The organism is Streptomyces sp. NPDC051217 (assembly GCF_044455465.1).
In the GTDB taxonomy this organism is placed as follows: domain Bacteria; phylum Actinomycetota; class Actinomycetes; order Streptomycetales; family Streptomycetaceae; genus Streptomyces.
The window spans coordinates 336,124-350,127 of the sequence record NZ_JBITEV010000007.1 but is presented as its reverse complement, the minus strand read 5'-3'; the positions used below and the strand labels follow the sequence as shown (position 1 = coordinate 350,127).

Here is a 14,004-nt window from a genome sequence, read left to right as displayed (position 1 = left end):
GGCGGGAATCCGCTGGCGTGTGCGGTGGCCCTTGAGGTGATCGCGATGCTGCGCACCGGTGAGTATCAGCAGCGGGCGGCGGAGCTGGGTGATCACCTCCACCACGAACTGGGGCTGATGACCACCGGCGGCGCGGTGGAGCAGGTCCGCGGCCGGGGGCTCTGGGCGGGCGTGGACATCTCCCCCTCGTACGGCACGGGCCGGGAGATCTCCGAGAAGCTGATGGACCGGGGCGTGCTGGTGAAAGACACCCACGGCTCGACAATCCGCATCGCCCCACCCCTGATGATCAGCAAGGAAGACCTGGACTGGGGCCTGGACCAACTGCGCACGGTGTTCGCCGGCTGATCGCTCCGCGGTCGGCACGCTCCGAAGGCGGCTCCCTCCACGGTCGTTCACGCCGCGGCCGGTCCTCCGGCCGGCCCGGCCCCCACTCGCGGAACGCCCGTGGTTCTCGTACTCCCGAGGCCGGACGATATGCGCGCCGGCGCTCGACAGCTTTCGCTCGCAGTCCTTATCCCTTCACATCCGAGGAGGACAGGCTCTTGATGTCCCAACTGATCGCCGAAGCCGCGCTGGCCAATGCCGCCAACCCCACGCCCGCACCTTGGCGGATCATCACCAAGATGACCTACTTCGCGGGCCTGATCGGGACCTTCGGGGTCGGCATGCTCTACCTGATCGTGGTGCGGCCCGTGCTGCACCGGCCGTCCGTGGACCCACGCCACCGGGACGTGCTCGAACGCCGGGCGGGACTCCTCCTCGCCCTCATCGGTACGTGGTTCCTGGTGGCGCTCTACTTCCAGATCGCGGGGAAGGCGTCCCGGGCCGAAGACAGTGAAATACCGTACGGGGAAGCCCTGGTCCCCAGCACCATCTGGGAGTACGTCCGGGCGCCGGCCAATCCGGGGGAGTGGGTCGCCGGAGGCACGCTGACACTGGTGCAGTATCTGATGTGGGCCGTGTCCGCGGTGGTGCTGATCCTGCTGTGGTCGCCTCGGGTCAGGTCCCGGACGGCCGAGGTCGTCGGTGCCGCGCTGGTGCTGGCCTTCGTCGCCCATCAAGTGACGCTGCTGCCGACCAACTTCGGCGAGGCGACTTTCCACGGTGTGCTCGACATCTCGATGAACCACCTGCATGTGTTCGCGATCGCCACCTGGGTGGGCGGTATCACGGGACTGGTCGTGCTGGCGGCAGCCGGACGACGGCTCGGTCCGGCGGCGGGCGCGACCTGGGCGCAACTGTGGACCCGGTTCAGCACGCTGGCGCTCGCCGCCGTTGGATGTGTGCTGATCAGCGGGCTCTTCCTCACCTGGATGACCGTCGGCAGCCCGGCTGACCTGTTCACCACCAGTTTCGGGCGCTTTCTGCTGGTCAAGGTGTCCCTGGTAGCTGTGATGATCTGCATCGGCGGGTTGAATGAGTTCGTGATGTTCCCCCGGATCGCCAAGGCGCGCGCGGCGGGGGAGGAGGGCTCGGTCTTCCGCCTGGCGCTGCGGACCGTCCCGGCACTGGTCGCGGTCGAGGTGGCGCTCGCGGTGTGCGTACTCTTCGTTCTCACCTTCCTCACCGGCTCGGCCCGCGAGGAGGCCGGCGACCCCGATCCGACGCTCAGTGGCGGGATCATCGCGCTCGGCGCGCTGCTGGTGGTGATGCTCGCGGTCTCCTTCGTGACGACCGCCAAGCTGTCCGAACGGCTCTCCCGGTCACCGCTGACCGGGAAGGAGGAAGGCAGGCCGCTGCCGGCGCACTCGCCGGGCGATGACCGGGCGTCTCAACGATGACCACGTTGTCCTGCGCGGTGTGCCGTCCGCAGGACGGGGAAGCCGAGCGGGCGGTGTGCTGAGTGGCACCGGGAATCCGGGCAGAGGTGGGACACCTTCCGTCATCCGGTGTCGTGCCGGGGCTCTTCGGTTCCCGACTTCTCCACCCCGACGGTGGTGAGGTGGCTGCGGAGGAAGGCGCTCGCCGACGTGAGTTCGCCGGCCAGCAGCAGATCGGCCAGTTCGACGTGCTCGCGGCAGCGGACGACGGCCCGCTCGGGGACCAGCGCCCGCCGGTATTCGATGAGTCGTCTCAGCCGGTTGACCCTGGCGAGGCTCTCCACGAAGAAGTCGTTGTTGGTGCATGCGGCGACGGTCTCGTGGAAGCGGCTGTTGAGGTCGAACAGCCGGGCGCCGGACACCGAGGCGACGCCCTCGTCGACGATCCGCTGCTGTTCCTCCCGCCGCCTGCCGATCGCCTCCCGGTCGACCCGGAAGGTGGGTTCGAGAATGCCGGCCGGTTCGATCAGCAGCCGGAAGCGGTAGCTGTTCCGGTACGACTCCAGCGAGGTGAGCACCGGCAGGAATGTCCAGCCGTAGCCGGGCAGCGGGGCGATCCAGCCTTCGTTGGAGATGCGCAGCAGCACCTGATCCAGCTGGGTCCGGGTCAGGCCGTACCGCTTCAGCAGAGCGCTCTTGGTGATCCGGTCGGGCAGCCTGCCGTCCAGCCGGTCGTCGGCGATGCGCAGATAGACCGCGTCTTCCGGGGGGTCGGTGTGCTCGGCGGTGACTCCCGCCCCGGAGCGCGCGACCAGATAACGTCCGGACTCCGTACGGTCGATGAACCCGTCGCGGTGCAGTTGCCGCAGTGCCTTGCGCACCGGTGAGCGGGAGACCCGCAGCTGTTCCGCGAGGGCTCGCTCGGTGAGCCGGTGGCCGATCGGTGGATTTTTCTCGCGCAGGTACCCGAGGATCTCGGCACTCAGACGGGCGGTGAGTTCGGTCTCCTCGGGGGGAGCCGACCTGTCGTCGCCGGTGGTGGTGTCAGGCACCTTCAGTCCCTTTCGCCTCGTCCGCGGATGCTCGTGCCATCCTCCCTCAGGAGCGGCGGCCGTGGACCGCGTCGATGTCGTGGGCGCCGACCTGCCCCGTGGGGTCGAGGCGTGCGCGCCTCGCCCTTCGGGCACCATATTTAGCTATAGCCTATAATCTATTCAGTCGAAAATCAGAGGAGCACGCCAGATGCCCACCCCGACGGAACCCGATTCGCAGGGCGCCCACTTCATCGGCGGCACCCCTTTCTTCGCCTCCCGGCACGACCAGAGGCTGTCCTACGCCTTGTACGTGCCGAAGGACCACACCGCACAGGCCGCCCCGCTGCCGCTGGTCGTCATCCAGCACGGCACGGGAAGGTCCGCCGAGCTCTACCGCAACCAGTGGAAGCAGTTCGCCATTGACAACCGCTGTGTCATCCTCACGCCGCTCTTCCCGGCGGGCCTGGTGGAGCCGGGGGAGTTGCACAGCTTCAAGTTCCTGGAGTACCGGGGGACGCGCTTCGACGAGGAGTTGCTGCATATCGTCGACGAGGTCGGTGAGCGGTTCAACACCGAGACCGATCGGTTCTTGCTGCACGGGTTCTCCGGAGGCGGTCAGTTCGCCCACCGCTTCGCCTACGCGCACCCGGGCCGGCTGGCGGGCATCTCGATCGGTGCTCCCGGCCGCATCACGCAGCTCGACGACTCGCTGCCGTGGTGGCTGGGCACCGGCGGTTTCAAGGAGCGTTTCGGCATCGACATCGACCTGACGGCCCTGCGCGCGCTACCCGTGCAGATGGTCGTCGGCGGCGAGGACACCGAGACGTGGGAGATCAACAACGTCGGGGGGCCCAACTGGATGGACGGCGCGGAGAAGACCGGCCGTACCCGGATCGAGCGGCTGGAGACGCTGCGGGCGAGCTTCGAAGCGCAAGGGGTCAAGGTCCGCTTCGACGTGGTGCCTGGCGTGGCGCACAAGGGCAGTTTGGTGATCCCGGTGGTGCAGGAGTTCATGGCTGGGCTGTTGAGGCGACGCGCCTGAAGTGGAAACTACGGCTATTGATTAGTCCGTCGGATCTGCTACATTCGTTGGTGAGGGGCCCGGAAGCCAGGGCCACTACACGGCGACGGCAGGTGTCTCGTTCGTGGACGGCGTGCGTGATATGTCCACGGCAGTAGGTCACTTCTTCGAGTCTCGCGAACAAGACCGATCGTCATGTCGCGCTCGCTGCCTCCCGGACCGGTCACCGGACTCGGTCCGCGCGGGGCTCCTCCGTCCACTCCACCCGGTGGGACGTGCGTGCCCGCGCGGCTGTGCGTCGATACATCGAGGGGCTGCCCGCGACGGCCACCGTCAGCGGCATCCGCCCCGGCCCCTGTTCACCCCGGCCGGACGATTCGGGCGGACGGCCGGGGGCAACGAGTTCGTCACCGACCGCGTTCTCGCCCACCTCGCGCACCTGACAAGTGTTCACAGACCCCAAGACCGACAAGAACGGTGACCATGGCGAACGAGTTGCCGCCCCTCGGCATGGGCCCGATCCACAGGCTGCTCACAGATCTGGCGGCTCGGGACATGCGCCTGCACTCGCTGCTCGTCCACCACCGAGGGCGGACAGTGCTCGACCTGTGGCAGTGGCCGCACGAACCGGGGCTCAAGCACAAGATCCACTCAGCCACCAAGTCCTTCACCGGCACAGCCGTCGGCTTCGCCGAGGCGGAAGGACTCCTGCGGCTGGACGACCCCGTGGTGGACTTCTTCGGCGACCGGCTGCCGGCCGACCCGAGCGAGAACCTCGGCCGCATGCGGATCCGCGACCTGCTCACCATGCAGACAGGTCAGGCCCGAGGGCTCTCCGGTGCGACCACCCGGCTGCGCCGGACCGGCTGGGTCGGTGAGTTCCTGGAGGAGCCGGTGGTCGAACCGCCCGGCCGGACCTTTCTCTACAGCAGCACCACGAGCCACGTCCTCTCCGCGATTGTTCAGGAAGTCTCGGGACAGTCGCTCGACGACTACCTCCGGCCGCGGCTCTTCGAGCCGCTGGGCATTACCGACTTCGAGTGGGAACACGACCCGGAGGGAGTGGCCAGCGGGGGGAACGGGCTGTCGATGAGGCCCGGGGACCTGCTCTCCTTCGGTGTTCTCCACCTCCAGGACGGCATGTGGGAAGGCCGCCGGATTCTGCCCACGGGCTGGGTGCAGAAGGTGTCCGCCCTTCATGTGCGCCGGGCGGTCGGTGGTGAGTGGAACGGCAAGGAACTGATGCGTCCGGGACCGGACGCCGTGGCCGACTCCGGCTACGGCTACCAGTTCTGGACGACCGAGGACCGCATCTACAGCGCGTCGGGCATTTTCGGCCAGGAGTGCATGGTCTTCCCCGACCAGAGCGGGGTCGTGGTGGTCACCGGCGCGATGGGCGACGGTACGTATCACGACTTGCCCGGCATGCTCCGCCAGACCTTCCGGACGGCCTTCGGCCGGGTCGGCGGCGATTTCCCCGCCGACCCGGCCGAACATGAAGCGGTACGGCGTCACGTGATCGGCGCCCGAGCCCCTGAGGAGCCCACCACGTCGTCCCGCCGGACCGGCTTCGCCGCGACGTACGACTTCGATCCCAACGAGCAGGGACTGCGGTCCCTCGGTATCGAGGTCCGGGCCGACTCGGTGCGGGTCGTGCTGGAGGACGAACGCGGCCGGCATCCCGTCGAGCACGGGCTGGGGCACTGGGTGAAGCAGGAGACCGGAGCGAGCGTATGGCGGCTGCACCACTCGTATCAGGATCCCTCGGCGCTGATCGTCGCGGCCGCGCAGTGGTCCGCCGAAGACGCGGACGTACTACATCTGACCTGGCACTTCCTGGAGTCGCCGTTCATCGACCGGTTCACCCTCACCCTGACCGACGACAGGGTCACCGTCGTTCGCCAGGTCAACGTCAACTCCGGACCCACCGTCCTTCCCACGGCGACCGGCAGGCCGCGGAGTACCGGAGCGGATGACAGCGCCGTCCTGGCCACCGGAGACCGCGCCGACTCCTGAGTCGACGAGATCGCGACGGCGAATGTCCAAGAACTGTTGCCGTTGCCCGAGTTGTGCGCGGAGATCGCCGTCGACCGCTGGTTCTTCACGATCGAGGGCCATGAGGAGGCCGAGAAGGCGGTCGCGGCGCTCGATCCCGCATCACCGACCGCGCACTTGCTCACGGCTCGACTGGCCTACAGCCGCCTGCTGTTCCAGCGCGACCCCCGCGCCGACGACCGCGCGGTGGCCGAGGCCGGCTACCGCGCGGCGGTTGAGAGCGGCGACGAGAGGCAGCGCGGTTGGGCCGAATATCACTGGGCGGTCCTGCGGGACAACATCGACGAGGACCCGGCCGGCGCTCTCCCGCGCTACGAGACAGCTCATGCGGACATTCCTCACAGGCGCGGAAGAACTGTACATCGGCTGGCTCCTGCCCAAGGACTGATCCGCCGAGCGCCCCGGCCCCGAGCCGTTGCCGCCCTTACCCACCGGCCGGTCCTCCGTGCCGGCGCCGCCGGCCGGAGCTTTCCTCCGGGGCGGCGGCGCGGCCTTCGCACGGTGGTGGCCCGGACCCGAAGGCCCCGGCCCCACGGCGTGATCAGGCGGCGGAGTGCGGCGCCGGTCCGTTGGTCCGCGTGAGTTGCAGATAGTCCAGGTTGAAGTTCTGGAAGGCGTTCTCGTCGATCAGGAGACGGACGCGGTGACTGCCGGCCTTCAGATACGGGGTGATGCCACTGGGCTGCGAGAAGAACAGACTGTGCCCGGTGGTGATGTTCACCGGGACGGGAGCGCTCCGCGCCCCGCCGTCGAACGCCACACGGTAGGTGCCGGCCGGCGAGTACGGGGAGGAGACGCGGGCCGCGACGTCGTAGTACCCGGACTTCCCCACCACGAATTCGTAGTCGATCCATTCACCGGCGCGAATCCAGCACGCGGCGACAGCACCGTCCTGGTCGCAGATGTCGACGTCCTCGTTGAGTCTGGCGGCGGTCCCGTGGTTGCCCTTGTCGGAGTCGTGGTAGGCGACACCCTCACCGCCGCGGGCGAAGCCCTCGCTCTCGATACGGATGGTCCCCGTGGAGGGCCGGGGCTCCGGACGGCCCGTGCGCAGCCAGTACTCCAGGCTCTCGACGTTGTCCGTCTGGATGACCGTGGCACCGAAGATGTCGGTGAGGGCGCCCCAACCGCGGGCGGGATCGATCAAGGATGCCTCGTCGGTGTAATGGTCGGCCAGGCCGAACCACATGGAGTTGATCCATATCCGGCCGGTGGAACGCATCCGGTCGATGACCGGCTTGCGTACGACGGCGTCCTGGTCGTTGTCGAAGATGACTTCGTATCCGATGGGTTGATTCCCGCCGAACTGGTCGATCGAGTCGATCGTGCTGTCCTGGACGATGTGGAAGTACAGGGCGTCCGGGTGCTCGGCCCGGAAGGCGAGTACGTCCGCGACCGGGGCGTCGCTCTTGAAGATGCCGTTGCGGACCGTGCCGGTGTCCCGGAGGACTTGGTAGATCGCCTCGCGGTTCGGCCAGCCCTTGTCGAGGTTGACCAGACCGCGGTCCTTCGCGGCCTTCATCGCCTCGGCCAGGGTGAGCACCACCTCATCGGTCGGGGGAGCCTGCGCGCCCCCGACCCCCTGTCGCAGACGCAACTTCTTGATCTGATCCAGTGTCAGATCGGACACCTTGCCGGTTCCGTTCGTCGTCCGGTCCACCGACTCGTCGTGCATGAGGACGAGTTGGCCGTCCTTGGTCCGCCGGATGTCCAGTTCGACGACCTCGGCGCCGTGGTCGAAGGCGGCCCGGATCGCCGGAAGGCTGTTCTCGGGGGCGGCCCGCCACTGACCACGATGCGCGGCGGTGAGAACCCTCGCGCCCGCACTGTGGTCGAGCAGTGAACGGTAGGCCGATTCCGCCGCCGTCACATGACGGGCCGTCATATGACGGGAAGAGTGTGAACTCTGTCCGATCGGGGAGCCGTCGGCATCCGCCGCGTCCGTGAATCCGAGGACACCGGTGGCCAGTACGAGCACCGAAGCCGTGGCGAGATGAGTCATTCGTTTCTTGAGCATGGACGCAGGATGCCTCCGGCAAGTGACACCCGGCCCGCGGAATGGCACACAGCCCCTGAACGCCGGCCGAGCCGCCGCACCGGCAGCCGCCCGGAGGAAAGCCCCGGATCCGGTCTCGGTGAGCACTGACTGTGCGGCCCGCCGTTGGGCGGTATGGGGGCGGGGCGGCGCGGGAAGTGCTCACCGAGAGCGATTGCGGGCCTTGTCAGGGGGCCGTCAGCATCGGCAGGGCGGACAGGTGCTCTTGCGGGATGTCAAAGGCTTCCGTCAGTGTCGGCAGGTGTGGGGCGAGCCGGGCGGTCAGGCTGCGCAAGGTCTGGGGGAGTGCGCGGACCTGATGGGCGGTGAGTGCCTTCTCGGCCAGGAGCAGCCCGCTGCGGGAGTCGACCTGGCGCAGCAGGAACAGCGTGTGCAGGTCGTCCAGGACCGTGCGTGTGCGCGGGTCGGTGGCACGGTCGCAGGCAGAGGCGAAGGCGTCGGCGGCCTGGCCCACCGCGTACGTCTCGACCAGGTCCAGGGCGGCGGCGGACGCGTTGTTCCAGCGCCCGAGTGCGTCACCCGCCTCGCCGCCGCGCAAGTCGCGCCGTGCGGTCATGTGCCAGTGATGCTCGGCGGCGGCGATGGCCCGTCGGAGGAAGACGGGGTCAGTGGGGCAGTCCTGGCCGGTGGCTTCCAAGGGCTCCGGGGCGAGCGTGTGACCGAAGATCATCTCGGCCCCCGCCTTGCACCAGATCGCGAGGTTGTCCCCCTCCGCGGTGATCGCGCCGTCCACGTTCGCGGCGAACTCCGCCAGCCCGTTCACCGGGAACAGCGCCTGTGCGCCGCAGCGCTCCCGGCTCTCGATCGTGATCTCCCGGGCCTGCCAGGTGATCCACCCCTTGGCCACGGCCACGAGACGCTCGGTTGTCGCCCGGTCCTCGGGCTCGTGGGTGATCCAGCGTTCGGTGACCGATCGGTGGAAGAAGGTCATGGCATAGGCGGTGGCCACGCGTTCCAGCAGCCGGGTGTGGTGGCTGCGGTGCGCGGAAAGCGGGACACGCTGCCCGGCCACCGGGCCGGAGATCCGCCGGGTCTGTGCGTAGCGGACGGCGATCGCCAGCGCCGCCCGGCAGCCGCCGAGTGTGCTCGCGCTCATACACAGTTTCCCGACAGTCACTCGGCCGATGGCGTGGAGGAACCGTTTGCGCGGGCTGCCCACGGCGCTGGTGAAGGTGCCGTCCGGCAGCAGTCGTCCGTGCTCGCCCTGGATCAGCGCCGTCCGGGGCAGGCGCACCTGGTCGAAGCTGGTGAGGCAGTGGTCCACCGGGCTGCCGACGCGTTCCGGCAGCATCGCCACGGTGATACCCGGCAGGGTTCCCTGACGGTCACTCAGCGGGGTGAGGAAAAGGAAGACGCCCTGGTCCTGGTCGTCGATCAGCAGTCGGGCAGCCACCACCGCGCTCTTCGGCCCCCCGGCAGGACTCGTGTTGGGCATGTACTTCTGCGCACCCTCGTGCGGAGTGTGCAGCACGAACTCGTCCCGTTCACGGTCGTACCGGGCGACGGTTTCCAATGCGGCGGCATCGTTGCCGTGCGCGCGCTCGGTGCACAGGAAGGTGCCGGTACGAGCCAGGCTGGTGAACTCGCTCAGATCGCGCGCCGGCGAGAGGCGGTCGTCGAGCAGGCTCCCGAGGAAGAGGTTGTAGTGGATGCCGGCCACGGTCGCCGTGGCACCGTCCGCCACCGAAGTCCACTCGTGCAGGGCGGCCAGCCCGCGTGGATCAAGGACCAGGTGTTCAGGGGAGAGCAGTTCTTCGTTCAGGGCCCGCAACCGGTCGTAGGGAAGCTGCCATCTCTCCTCGACGCGGGCGCCACTGCGGTAGCGGAACAGTTCGGTCGAGATCGCCTTGCGCCAGCGGTCATGGAAATCGGTGGGTGAAGGCCCGTCAAGGAACAGAAGTTCGGTAAGCCTTGCGCTGTCGAGGGCCGGCTGAGAGCCGGTCACGGAATCAGTGTTGATCATCACGCCGCACCAACGACGCAGACCAGCGGGTGGTAACCATCAGAATGACAACCAGGGGAACCCACCCCGGCACTCGACGCGCACCCAATCGCGCCCGCCGGACGCGCGACACCCCTCAGGCAATCAGCTTGTCCAGGGTGATCGGCAGGTCGCGTACGCGGATCCCGGTGGCGTGATGCACGGCATTGGCGATGGTTGCCGCGACCATGACGCGGCTGACTGGGGCGCCTGCGGCCTGCCCGGTGGTCACCGTGTCCGCCATGACGCACGCACCACGAACGAGGGAAGCGAGGGCTCACTCCTCGCACCACCCTGGCCTCGGTCGGCCAGGGTGGTGCGTCCCGCTCCCTCACACAGGCTGGGGAGCGATCCTCACCAGCTTCCGGTTGAGGAATTCACCGATGCCCAGCTCCGACAGTTCGCGTCCGAATCCGGAGTTCTTGACCCCGCCGAAAGGCAGGCTCGGCGAGTCGGCGAAGCAGGAATTGATGTACACCATGCCGGCCTCGATGCGAGACGCCACCTGCTGGGCGTGCTCGACGTCGGCGTCGAAGATGTAGCTCCCCAGGCCGAACCTGGTGGTATTGGCCAGTTGGATCGCTTCTTGCTCGCTGTCCACGACGTAGAAGGACAGCACCGGCCCGAAGGCCTCTTCCTGGTGGAGCGGGTTGTTCTCGTCGATGTCCGTGATGATCGTCGGTTCGAGGTAGAACCCTGGGCGGTCGACGCGACTGCCGCCGTGAACGATCCGGGCCCCCGCGGCCTTCGCGTCCTCGATCTGCCGTAGCAGCCCTTCCAAGCCGCGCTCACTGGCCATGGGGCCGATCAGGGTGGTCTCGTCCTTCGGATCACCTCCCTCGACCCGGCATCCCGGACGCTGTTCGCGGGCTGGGAGTCCAAGGCGTACGCCGTGGTGGGGCAGCTGCGGCTGGGGGCCGGCCTGCACACGGACGATCCGCTGCTCGCTTCGCTGATCGGTGAACTGTCCATGAAGGGCGAGGACTTCCGCAGGCTGTGGGCCGCCCACGACGTCAAAGAGAAGACGCACGGCACCATGCGCCTGTCACCGCCCCTGGTGGGGGAGCTGACGCTGCGCTACGAGACCCTTGGGCTCCCCGGCGATCAGGAGCAATCGCTGACGACTTACCACGCCGAGCCCGGCTCGCCCTCGGAAGACGCGCTGCGCCTGCCGGCCAGTTGGGGAACGGACACCTCGCAGGAGCGGCCGACGCGCACACAACACTGAACGGACGACCGACCCGTCTGTGCCCACAACCCGGTGGTGGGGGAGAGGTCACGGCTTGATGGCCACTCCCGTCCACAGGCTGACCGTCGCGTCCGTGAGCGGCTCCGTCGTGGAAGTGGTGGGCGTCGTGGCCCTGTCCTGAGGCGAAGCGTCGGGACGCCAGCGGTGGCCGACGACGACGCCGGGGTCGAGGAGGTCGAGACCGTCGAAGAAGCGGGTGACGTCCTTCTGGGAGCGGAACTGCACCGGCGTGCCGGCACCGGTGTATATGTCGGTGACCTTCTGCCAGGTCTCCGGGTCGAAGTCGGGCGTGCAGTGGCTCAGGGCCAGTGCGCTGCCCGAAGGAAGGATGTTCAGCACCCGGTCGACGATCCCGTACGGGTCCTGCGCGTCGGTGACGAAGTGCATGAGCGCGTTGAGGGACACCGCCACGGGTTTGGTCAGGTCCAGGACCTCGGTGAGCTCCGGGGCGGTCAGGAGCGCCCCGGGGTCGTTGACGTCCGCTTCAATGTAGGCGGTTCGGCCCTGGGGCGTGCTGCGCATCAACCGCTCGGCGTATTTGAGGACGAGGGGGTCGTTGTCGGCGTAGACCACCCGGGCGTCCGGGACCGCGGTCTGCGCGACCTGGTGCAGGTTCGGCTCCGTGGGGACTCCGGTGCCGATGTCGAGCCACTGCCGGATGCCGTGCTCGGTGGCCAGGACACGGGTGGCCCGGTGCATGAACGCCCGGTTCTCCCGGGCACACGCGAAGATACCGGGGTAGACCGAGGCAACCGTCTCGGCCGCGTGCTTGTCGACCTCGAAGTGGTCCTTGCCGCCAAGGTAGTAGTCGTACATACGAGCGGAGTGCGGCCTGCTGGTGTCAATTCCCCGGCCGGCGTGCGCGTTGGTCATCCTGCTCCTCTTCCATGGTGTGCGTCGTCCTGCCGGGCCGGGCCGCCGCCAGGTCCGGCTCCCCCTCCCGCTGGTGTACCTGCTCAGCCCGCCATCAGGTGATCGGCCAGGCCTCTCTTCACTCCCGCGACGAACGCGGTCATCTCCTGTGGCGTGTAGATCAGTGCGGGGCCGGCCGGATCGGTCGACTGACGCACCGCCACGCTGCCGTCGGGCAACTGTTTCGTCTCGACGCACTGGCCTCCGTTGGGGCCGCTCCACGGACATTCCCAGCCTTGCTCGCCCAGCTCCGACGCGGGCATCCCGTTGTAGACAGGGCCACTGGTGATGGTCATGAATACTCCTTGCGCATGCGGTTCAGGAGAGCCCTGCTGTCCGCGGACGAAGTCAGCAGCGACATCCGGTTGTGCGCTTCGAGGTGTGCCGCGACATCGGAGCGCTGGTCCAGGTACACGGCGCCGGAAAGGATCTCGCTGTAGACGACGTCGGGCAGCTCCGGCTCGTCGAAACGGAAATACGTGAACGGCGCGCACGCCCCGACATGGGCACCTGTGGAGAACGGCACGACGTCCACGCTGACATGGTCGAGCTCGGAGACCTCCAGCAGCCGGTCGATCTGCTCACGCATGATCTCGGGCCCGCCCACCACCCGGTGGAGTACGGCCTCCTCCATCACCACCCACAGGGTGGGCGCGTCGCTCCTGTCCAGCAGGACCTGGCGGCGCAGCCGCAGATCCACCCGACGCTCGATCTCCGCGTCACCCTCGTTCGGAAAACCGCCGCTCAGTACCGCGTACGCGTACCGGTGGGTCTGAAGCAGTCCCGTGACGTAGTGGGGCTCGTAGGTGCGGAGTGTCGTGGCTCCCGTTTCCAGACTCACGTAGGCGCTGAACCAGGTGGGCAGCACATCACGGTACGGGTGCCACCAGCCCGGCTTGTTGGCCCGCTCGGCGAATGCCACGAATTCTTCGATCTCGCGGCGTTCGGCGCCGTAGGTCTCCAACAGCTTCTCCACGTAGAGAGGCTTGAGTTGGACCTCCGCCTTCTCCAGGCGGCGGATGGTCAGCGTTGTCACGCGCAGGGCCTTGGCCGCGCCGTCCAGCGATACGCCGGCGCCTTCCCGGCGCTCCTGGAGCCGACGGCCGAGAATCATGCGGAGAACAGTGGGCGCACTGGCGCTGCCAGTCGCCGAACGGCCTTCGCTCACGCCCTACCTCCAGATGGTCCGTCACCAGTACAAGTCTGACAGCGACTTGCCGAAGCCGCCAGCCCGATACCGGCTCGCTGTAAATATCAGGGAGTTGGTTGCGCGCTGAACTTGCCTGCGAGCATAGTTACTTGTGCCATTCGTTTGGACGGCCACATTCAACATCCGGCGCCCGCACGCCTGTTGGCCGTTCAGTCGCTCTCCTGGCAGCGCCCGCTCGTACGGAAGGCAACCGCCGTGTCCCCCCACACGACTCCCTCTCTCCAACTCCTGTACAACGCGGACCCTGGCCGCACCCACTGGCTCGAACTTCCGGCGCAGCACGCCAGCGTGGGGGTCGCCCGTCGTTTTCTGAGAGGACGGCTGACCGACTGGGGCCTGCCGGACGAACTACACGCGGACGCCGTTCTGCTCGCGTCCGAACTGACCACCAATGCCGTGGTCCACACCCTCAGCGTGCAGATACTGTGCGGCATCGGGCTCGTCACGGACGAGTGCCTCCGCCTGGAGGTCCACGACCACGACTACAGCGGAACGAGCCTTCCCCGATACGAGCCGGGCCCGGAGGACGAGGGCGGTCGCGGACTGCTGCTCGTCGAGCAGCTCGCAGCCAGCTGGGGAGTCAGCCGTTCGGGCCTCACCGGCGGCAACGCCGTGTGGGCCACCCTGACAACAGCGAACCATGTGGGCGGCTCTCGCCACCCGGTCTCCCGGTCTCCTCAGCCGAGGACCGTGTAGCCCTCCATGCCGGCCTCCGCCAAGGCC

General features: G+C 68.1%; 16 protein-coding genes. 6 read left to right on the top strand and 10 right to left on the bottom strand.

Annotation, left to right across the window (positions count from 1 at the left end):
* A partial coding sequence (locus ACIBBB_RS19075; protein ID WP_398983379.1) for an aminotransferase class III-fold pyridoxal phosphate-dependent enzyme occupies positions 1–348 on the top strand: 348 nt, incomplete at its 5' end.
* Between the two features lie 200 nt (positions 349–548).
* Positions 549–1,784, top strand: coding sequence for a copper resistance D family protein (locus ACIBBB_RS19070; protein WP_398983377.1), 1,236 nt, complete (start codon positions 549–551; stop codon positions 1,782–1,784).
* 101 nt (positions 1,785–1,885) lie between these two features.
* Here ACIBBB_RS19070 and ACIBBB_RS19065 read toward each other — a convergent pair whose 3' ends face one another.
* Positions 1,886–2,815, bottom strand: a complete 930-nt coding sequence (locus ACIBBB_RS19065) for a GntR family transcriptional regulator (protein WP_398983374.1) — start codon at positions 2,813–2,815, stop codon at positions 1,886–1,888.
* Between the two features lie 190 nt (positions 2,816–3,005).
* On the opposite strand from ACIBBB_RS19065, the gene ACIBBB_RS19060 reads away from it, so the two are divergent.
* On the top strand, positions 3,006–3,839 hold the full coding sequence (locus tag ACIBBB_RS19060; protein WP_398983372.1) for an alpha/beta hydrolase: 834 nt from the start codon (positions 3,006–3,008) through the stop codon (positions 3,837–3,839).
* A gap of 202 nt (positions 3,840–4,041) precedes the next feature.
* On the opposite strand, the gene ACIBBB_RS19055 is transcribed toward ACIBBB_RS19060, so the two are convergent.
* Positions 4,042–4,257: a hypothetical protein gene (locus tag ACIBBB_RS19055; protein WP_398983370.1), complete on the bottom strand. Its 216-nt coding sequence runs from the start codon at positions 4,255–4,257 to the stop codon at positions 4,042–4,044.
* A 44-nt stretch (positions 4,258–4,301) separates the two neighbouring features.
* Here ACIBBB_RS19055 and ACIBBB_RS19050 point away from each other — a divergent pair, with 44 nt between their 5' ends.
* On the top strand, positions 4,302–5,834 hold the full coding sequence (locus ACIBBB_RS19050) for a serine hydrolase domain-containing protein (protein ID WP_398983368.1): 1,533 nt from the start codon (positions 4,302–4,304) through the stop codon (positions 5,832–5,834).
* 141 nt (positions 5,835–5,975) lie between these two features.
* On the opposite strand, the gene ACIBBB_RS19045 is transcribed toward ACIBBB_RS19050, so the two are convergent.
* From ACIBBB_RS19045 to ACIBBB_RS19025, 5 genes are all read right to left on the bottom strand, one after another.
* Entirely contained in the window at positions 5,976–6,200 is a 225-nt protein-coding gene (locus ACIBBB_RS19045) for a hypothetical protein (RefSeq protein ID WP_398983366.1), read from the bottom strand.
* Between the two features lie 214 nt (positions 6,201–6,414).
* Positions 6,415–7,890 (bottom strand): glycerophosphodiester phosphodiesterase family protein, encoded by a 1,476-nt coding sequence (locus ACIBBB_RS19040; protein WP_398983364.1) that lies wholly within the window; start codon positions 7,888–7,890, stop codon positions 6,415–6,417.
* 205 nt (positions 7,891–8,095) lie between these two features.
* A complete protein-coding gene (locus ACIBBB_RS19035; RefSeq protein ID WP_398983362.1) occupies positions 8,096–9,874 on the bottom strand; it encodes an acyl-CoA dehydrogenase in 1,779 nt (592 codons plus the stop codon).
* Positions 9,875–10,007: 133 nt separating this feature from the next.
* Positions 10,008–10,154 (bottom strand): hypothetical protein, encoded by a 147-nt coding sequence (locus ACIBBB_RS19030; protein ID WP_398983403.1) that lies wholly within the window; start codon positions 10,152–10,154, stop codon positions 10,008–10,010.
* 87 nt (positions 10,155–10,241) lie between these two features.
* The gene (locus tag ACIBBB_RS19025) at positions 10,242–10,709 is read right to left on the bottom strand and encodes an aldehyde dehydrogenase family protein (RefSeq protein ID WP_398983360.1); all 468 of its coding nucleotides are present in this window, start codon (positions 10,707–10,709) and stop codon (positions 10,242–10,244) included.
* A gap of 30 nt (positions 10,710–10,739) precedes the next feature.
* Between ACIBBB_RS19025 and ACIBBB_RS19020 the strand changes: the two genes are divergently transcribed.
* Positions 10,740–11,138: a hypothetical protein gene (locus tag ACIBBB_RS19020; RefSeq protein WP_398983401.1), complete on the top strand. Its 399-nt coding sequence runs from the start codon at positions 10,740–10,742 to the stop codon at positions 11,136–11,138.
* 48 nt (positions 11,139–11,186) lie between these two features.
* On the opposite strand, the gene ACIBBB_RS19015 is transcribed toward ACIBBB_RS19020, so the two are convergent.
* The 3 genes from ACIBBB_RS19015 to ACIBBB_RS19005 all read right to left on the bottom strand — a co-directional run bounded on the left by ACIBBB_RS19015 (position 11,187) and on the right by ACIBBB_RS19005 (position 13,239).
* Entirely contained in the window at positions 11,187–12,032 is an 846-nt protein-coding gene (locus ACIBBB_RS19015; protein ID WP_398983358.1) for an SAM-dependent methyltransferase, read from the bottom strand.
* 83 nt (positions 12,033–12,115) lie between these two features.
* Entirely contained in the window at positions 12,116–12,367 is a 252-nt protein-coding gene (locus ACIBBB_RS19010; protein ID WP_398983356.1) for a DUF397 domain-containing protein, read from the bottom strand.
* The gene (locus ACIBBB_RS19005) at positions 12,364–13,239 is read right to left on the bottom strand and encodes a helix-turn-helix domain-containing protein (protein WP_398983354.1); all 876 of its coding nucleotides are present in this window, start codon (positions 13,237–13,239) and stop codon (positions 12,364–12,366) included. The genes ACIBBB_RS19010 and ACIBBB_RS19005 overlap by 4 nt, the downstream gene beginning before the upstream one ends.
* Positions 13,240–13,476: 237 nt before the next feature.
* Here ACIBBB_RS19005 and ACIBBB_RS19000 point away from each other — a divergent pair, with 237 nt between their 5' ends.
* Positions 13,477–13,977, top strand: a complete 501-nt coding sequence (locus tag ACIBBB_RS19000) for an ATP-binding protein (protein ID WP_398983352.1) — start codon at positions 13,477–13,479, stop codon at positions 13,975–13,977.
* Positions 13,978–14,004: the final 27 nt, after the last annotated feature.

Coding starts and splice junctions, on each gene's coding strand:
- ACIBBB_RS19070 (WP_398983377.1), top strand. CDS start 549: ATGTCCCAACTGATCGCCGAAGCCGCGCTGGCCAATGCCGCCAACCCC.
- ACIBBB_RS19060 (WP_398983372.1), top strand. CDS start 3,006: ATGCCCACCCCGACGGAACCCGATTCGCAGGGCGCCCACTTCATCGGC.
- ACIBBB_RS19050 (WP_398983368.1), top strand. CDS start 4,302: ATGGCGAACGAGTTGCCGCCCCTCGGCATGGGCCCGATCCACAGGCTG.
- ACIBBB_RS19045 (WP_398983366.1), bottom strand. CDS start 6,200: ATGAGCTGTCTCGTAGCGCGGGAGAGCGCCGGCCGGGTCCTCGTCGAT.
- ACIBBB_RS19040 (WP_398983364.1), bottom strand. CDS start 7,890: ATGCTCAAGAAACGAATGACTCATCTCGCCACGGCTTCGGTGCTCGTA.
- ACIBBB_RS19030 (WP_398983403.1), bottom strand. CDS start 10,154: ATGGCGGACACGGTGACCACCGGGCAGGCCGCAGGCGCCCCAGTCAGC.
- ACIBBB_RS19025 (WP_398983360.1), bottom strand. CDS start 10,709: ATGGCCAGTGAGCGCGGCTTGGAAGGGCTGCTACGGCAGATCGAGGAC.
- ACIBBB_RS19015 (WP_398983358.1), bottom strand. CDS start 12,032: ATGACCAACGCGCACGCCGGCCGGGGAATTGACACCAGCAGGCCGCAC.
- ACIBBB_RS19010 (WP_398983356.1), bottom strand. CDS start 12,367: ATGACCATCACCAGTGGCCCTGTCTACAACGGGATGCCCGCGTCGGAG.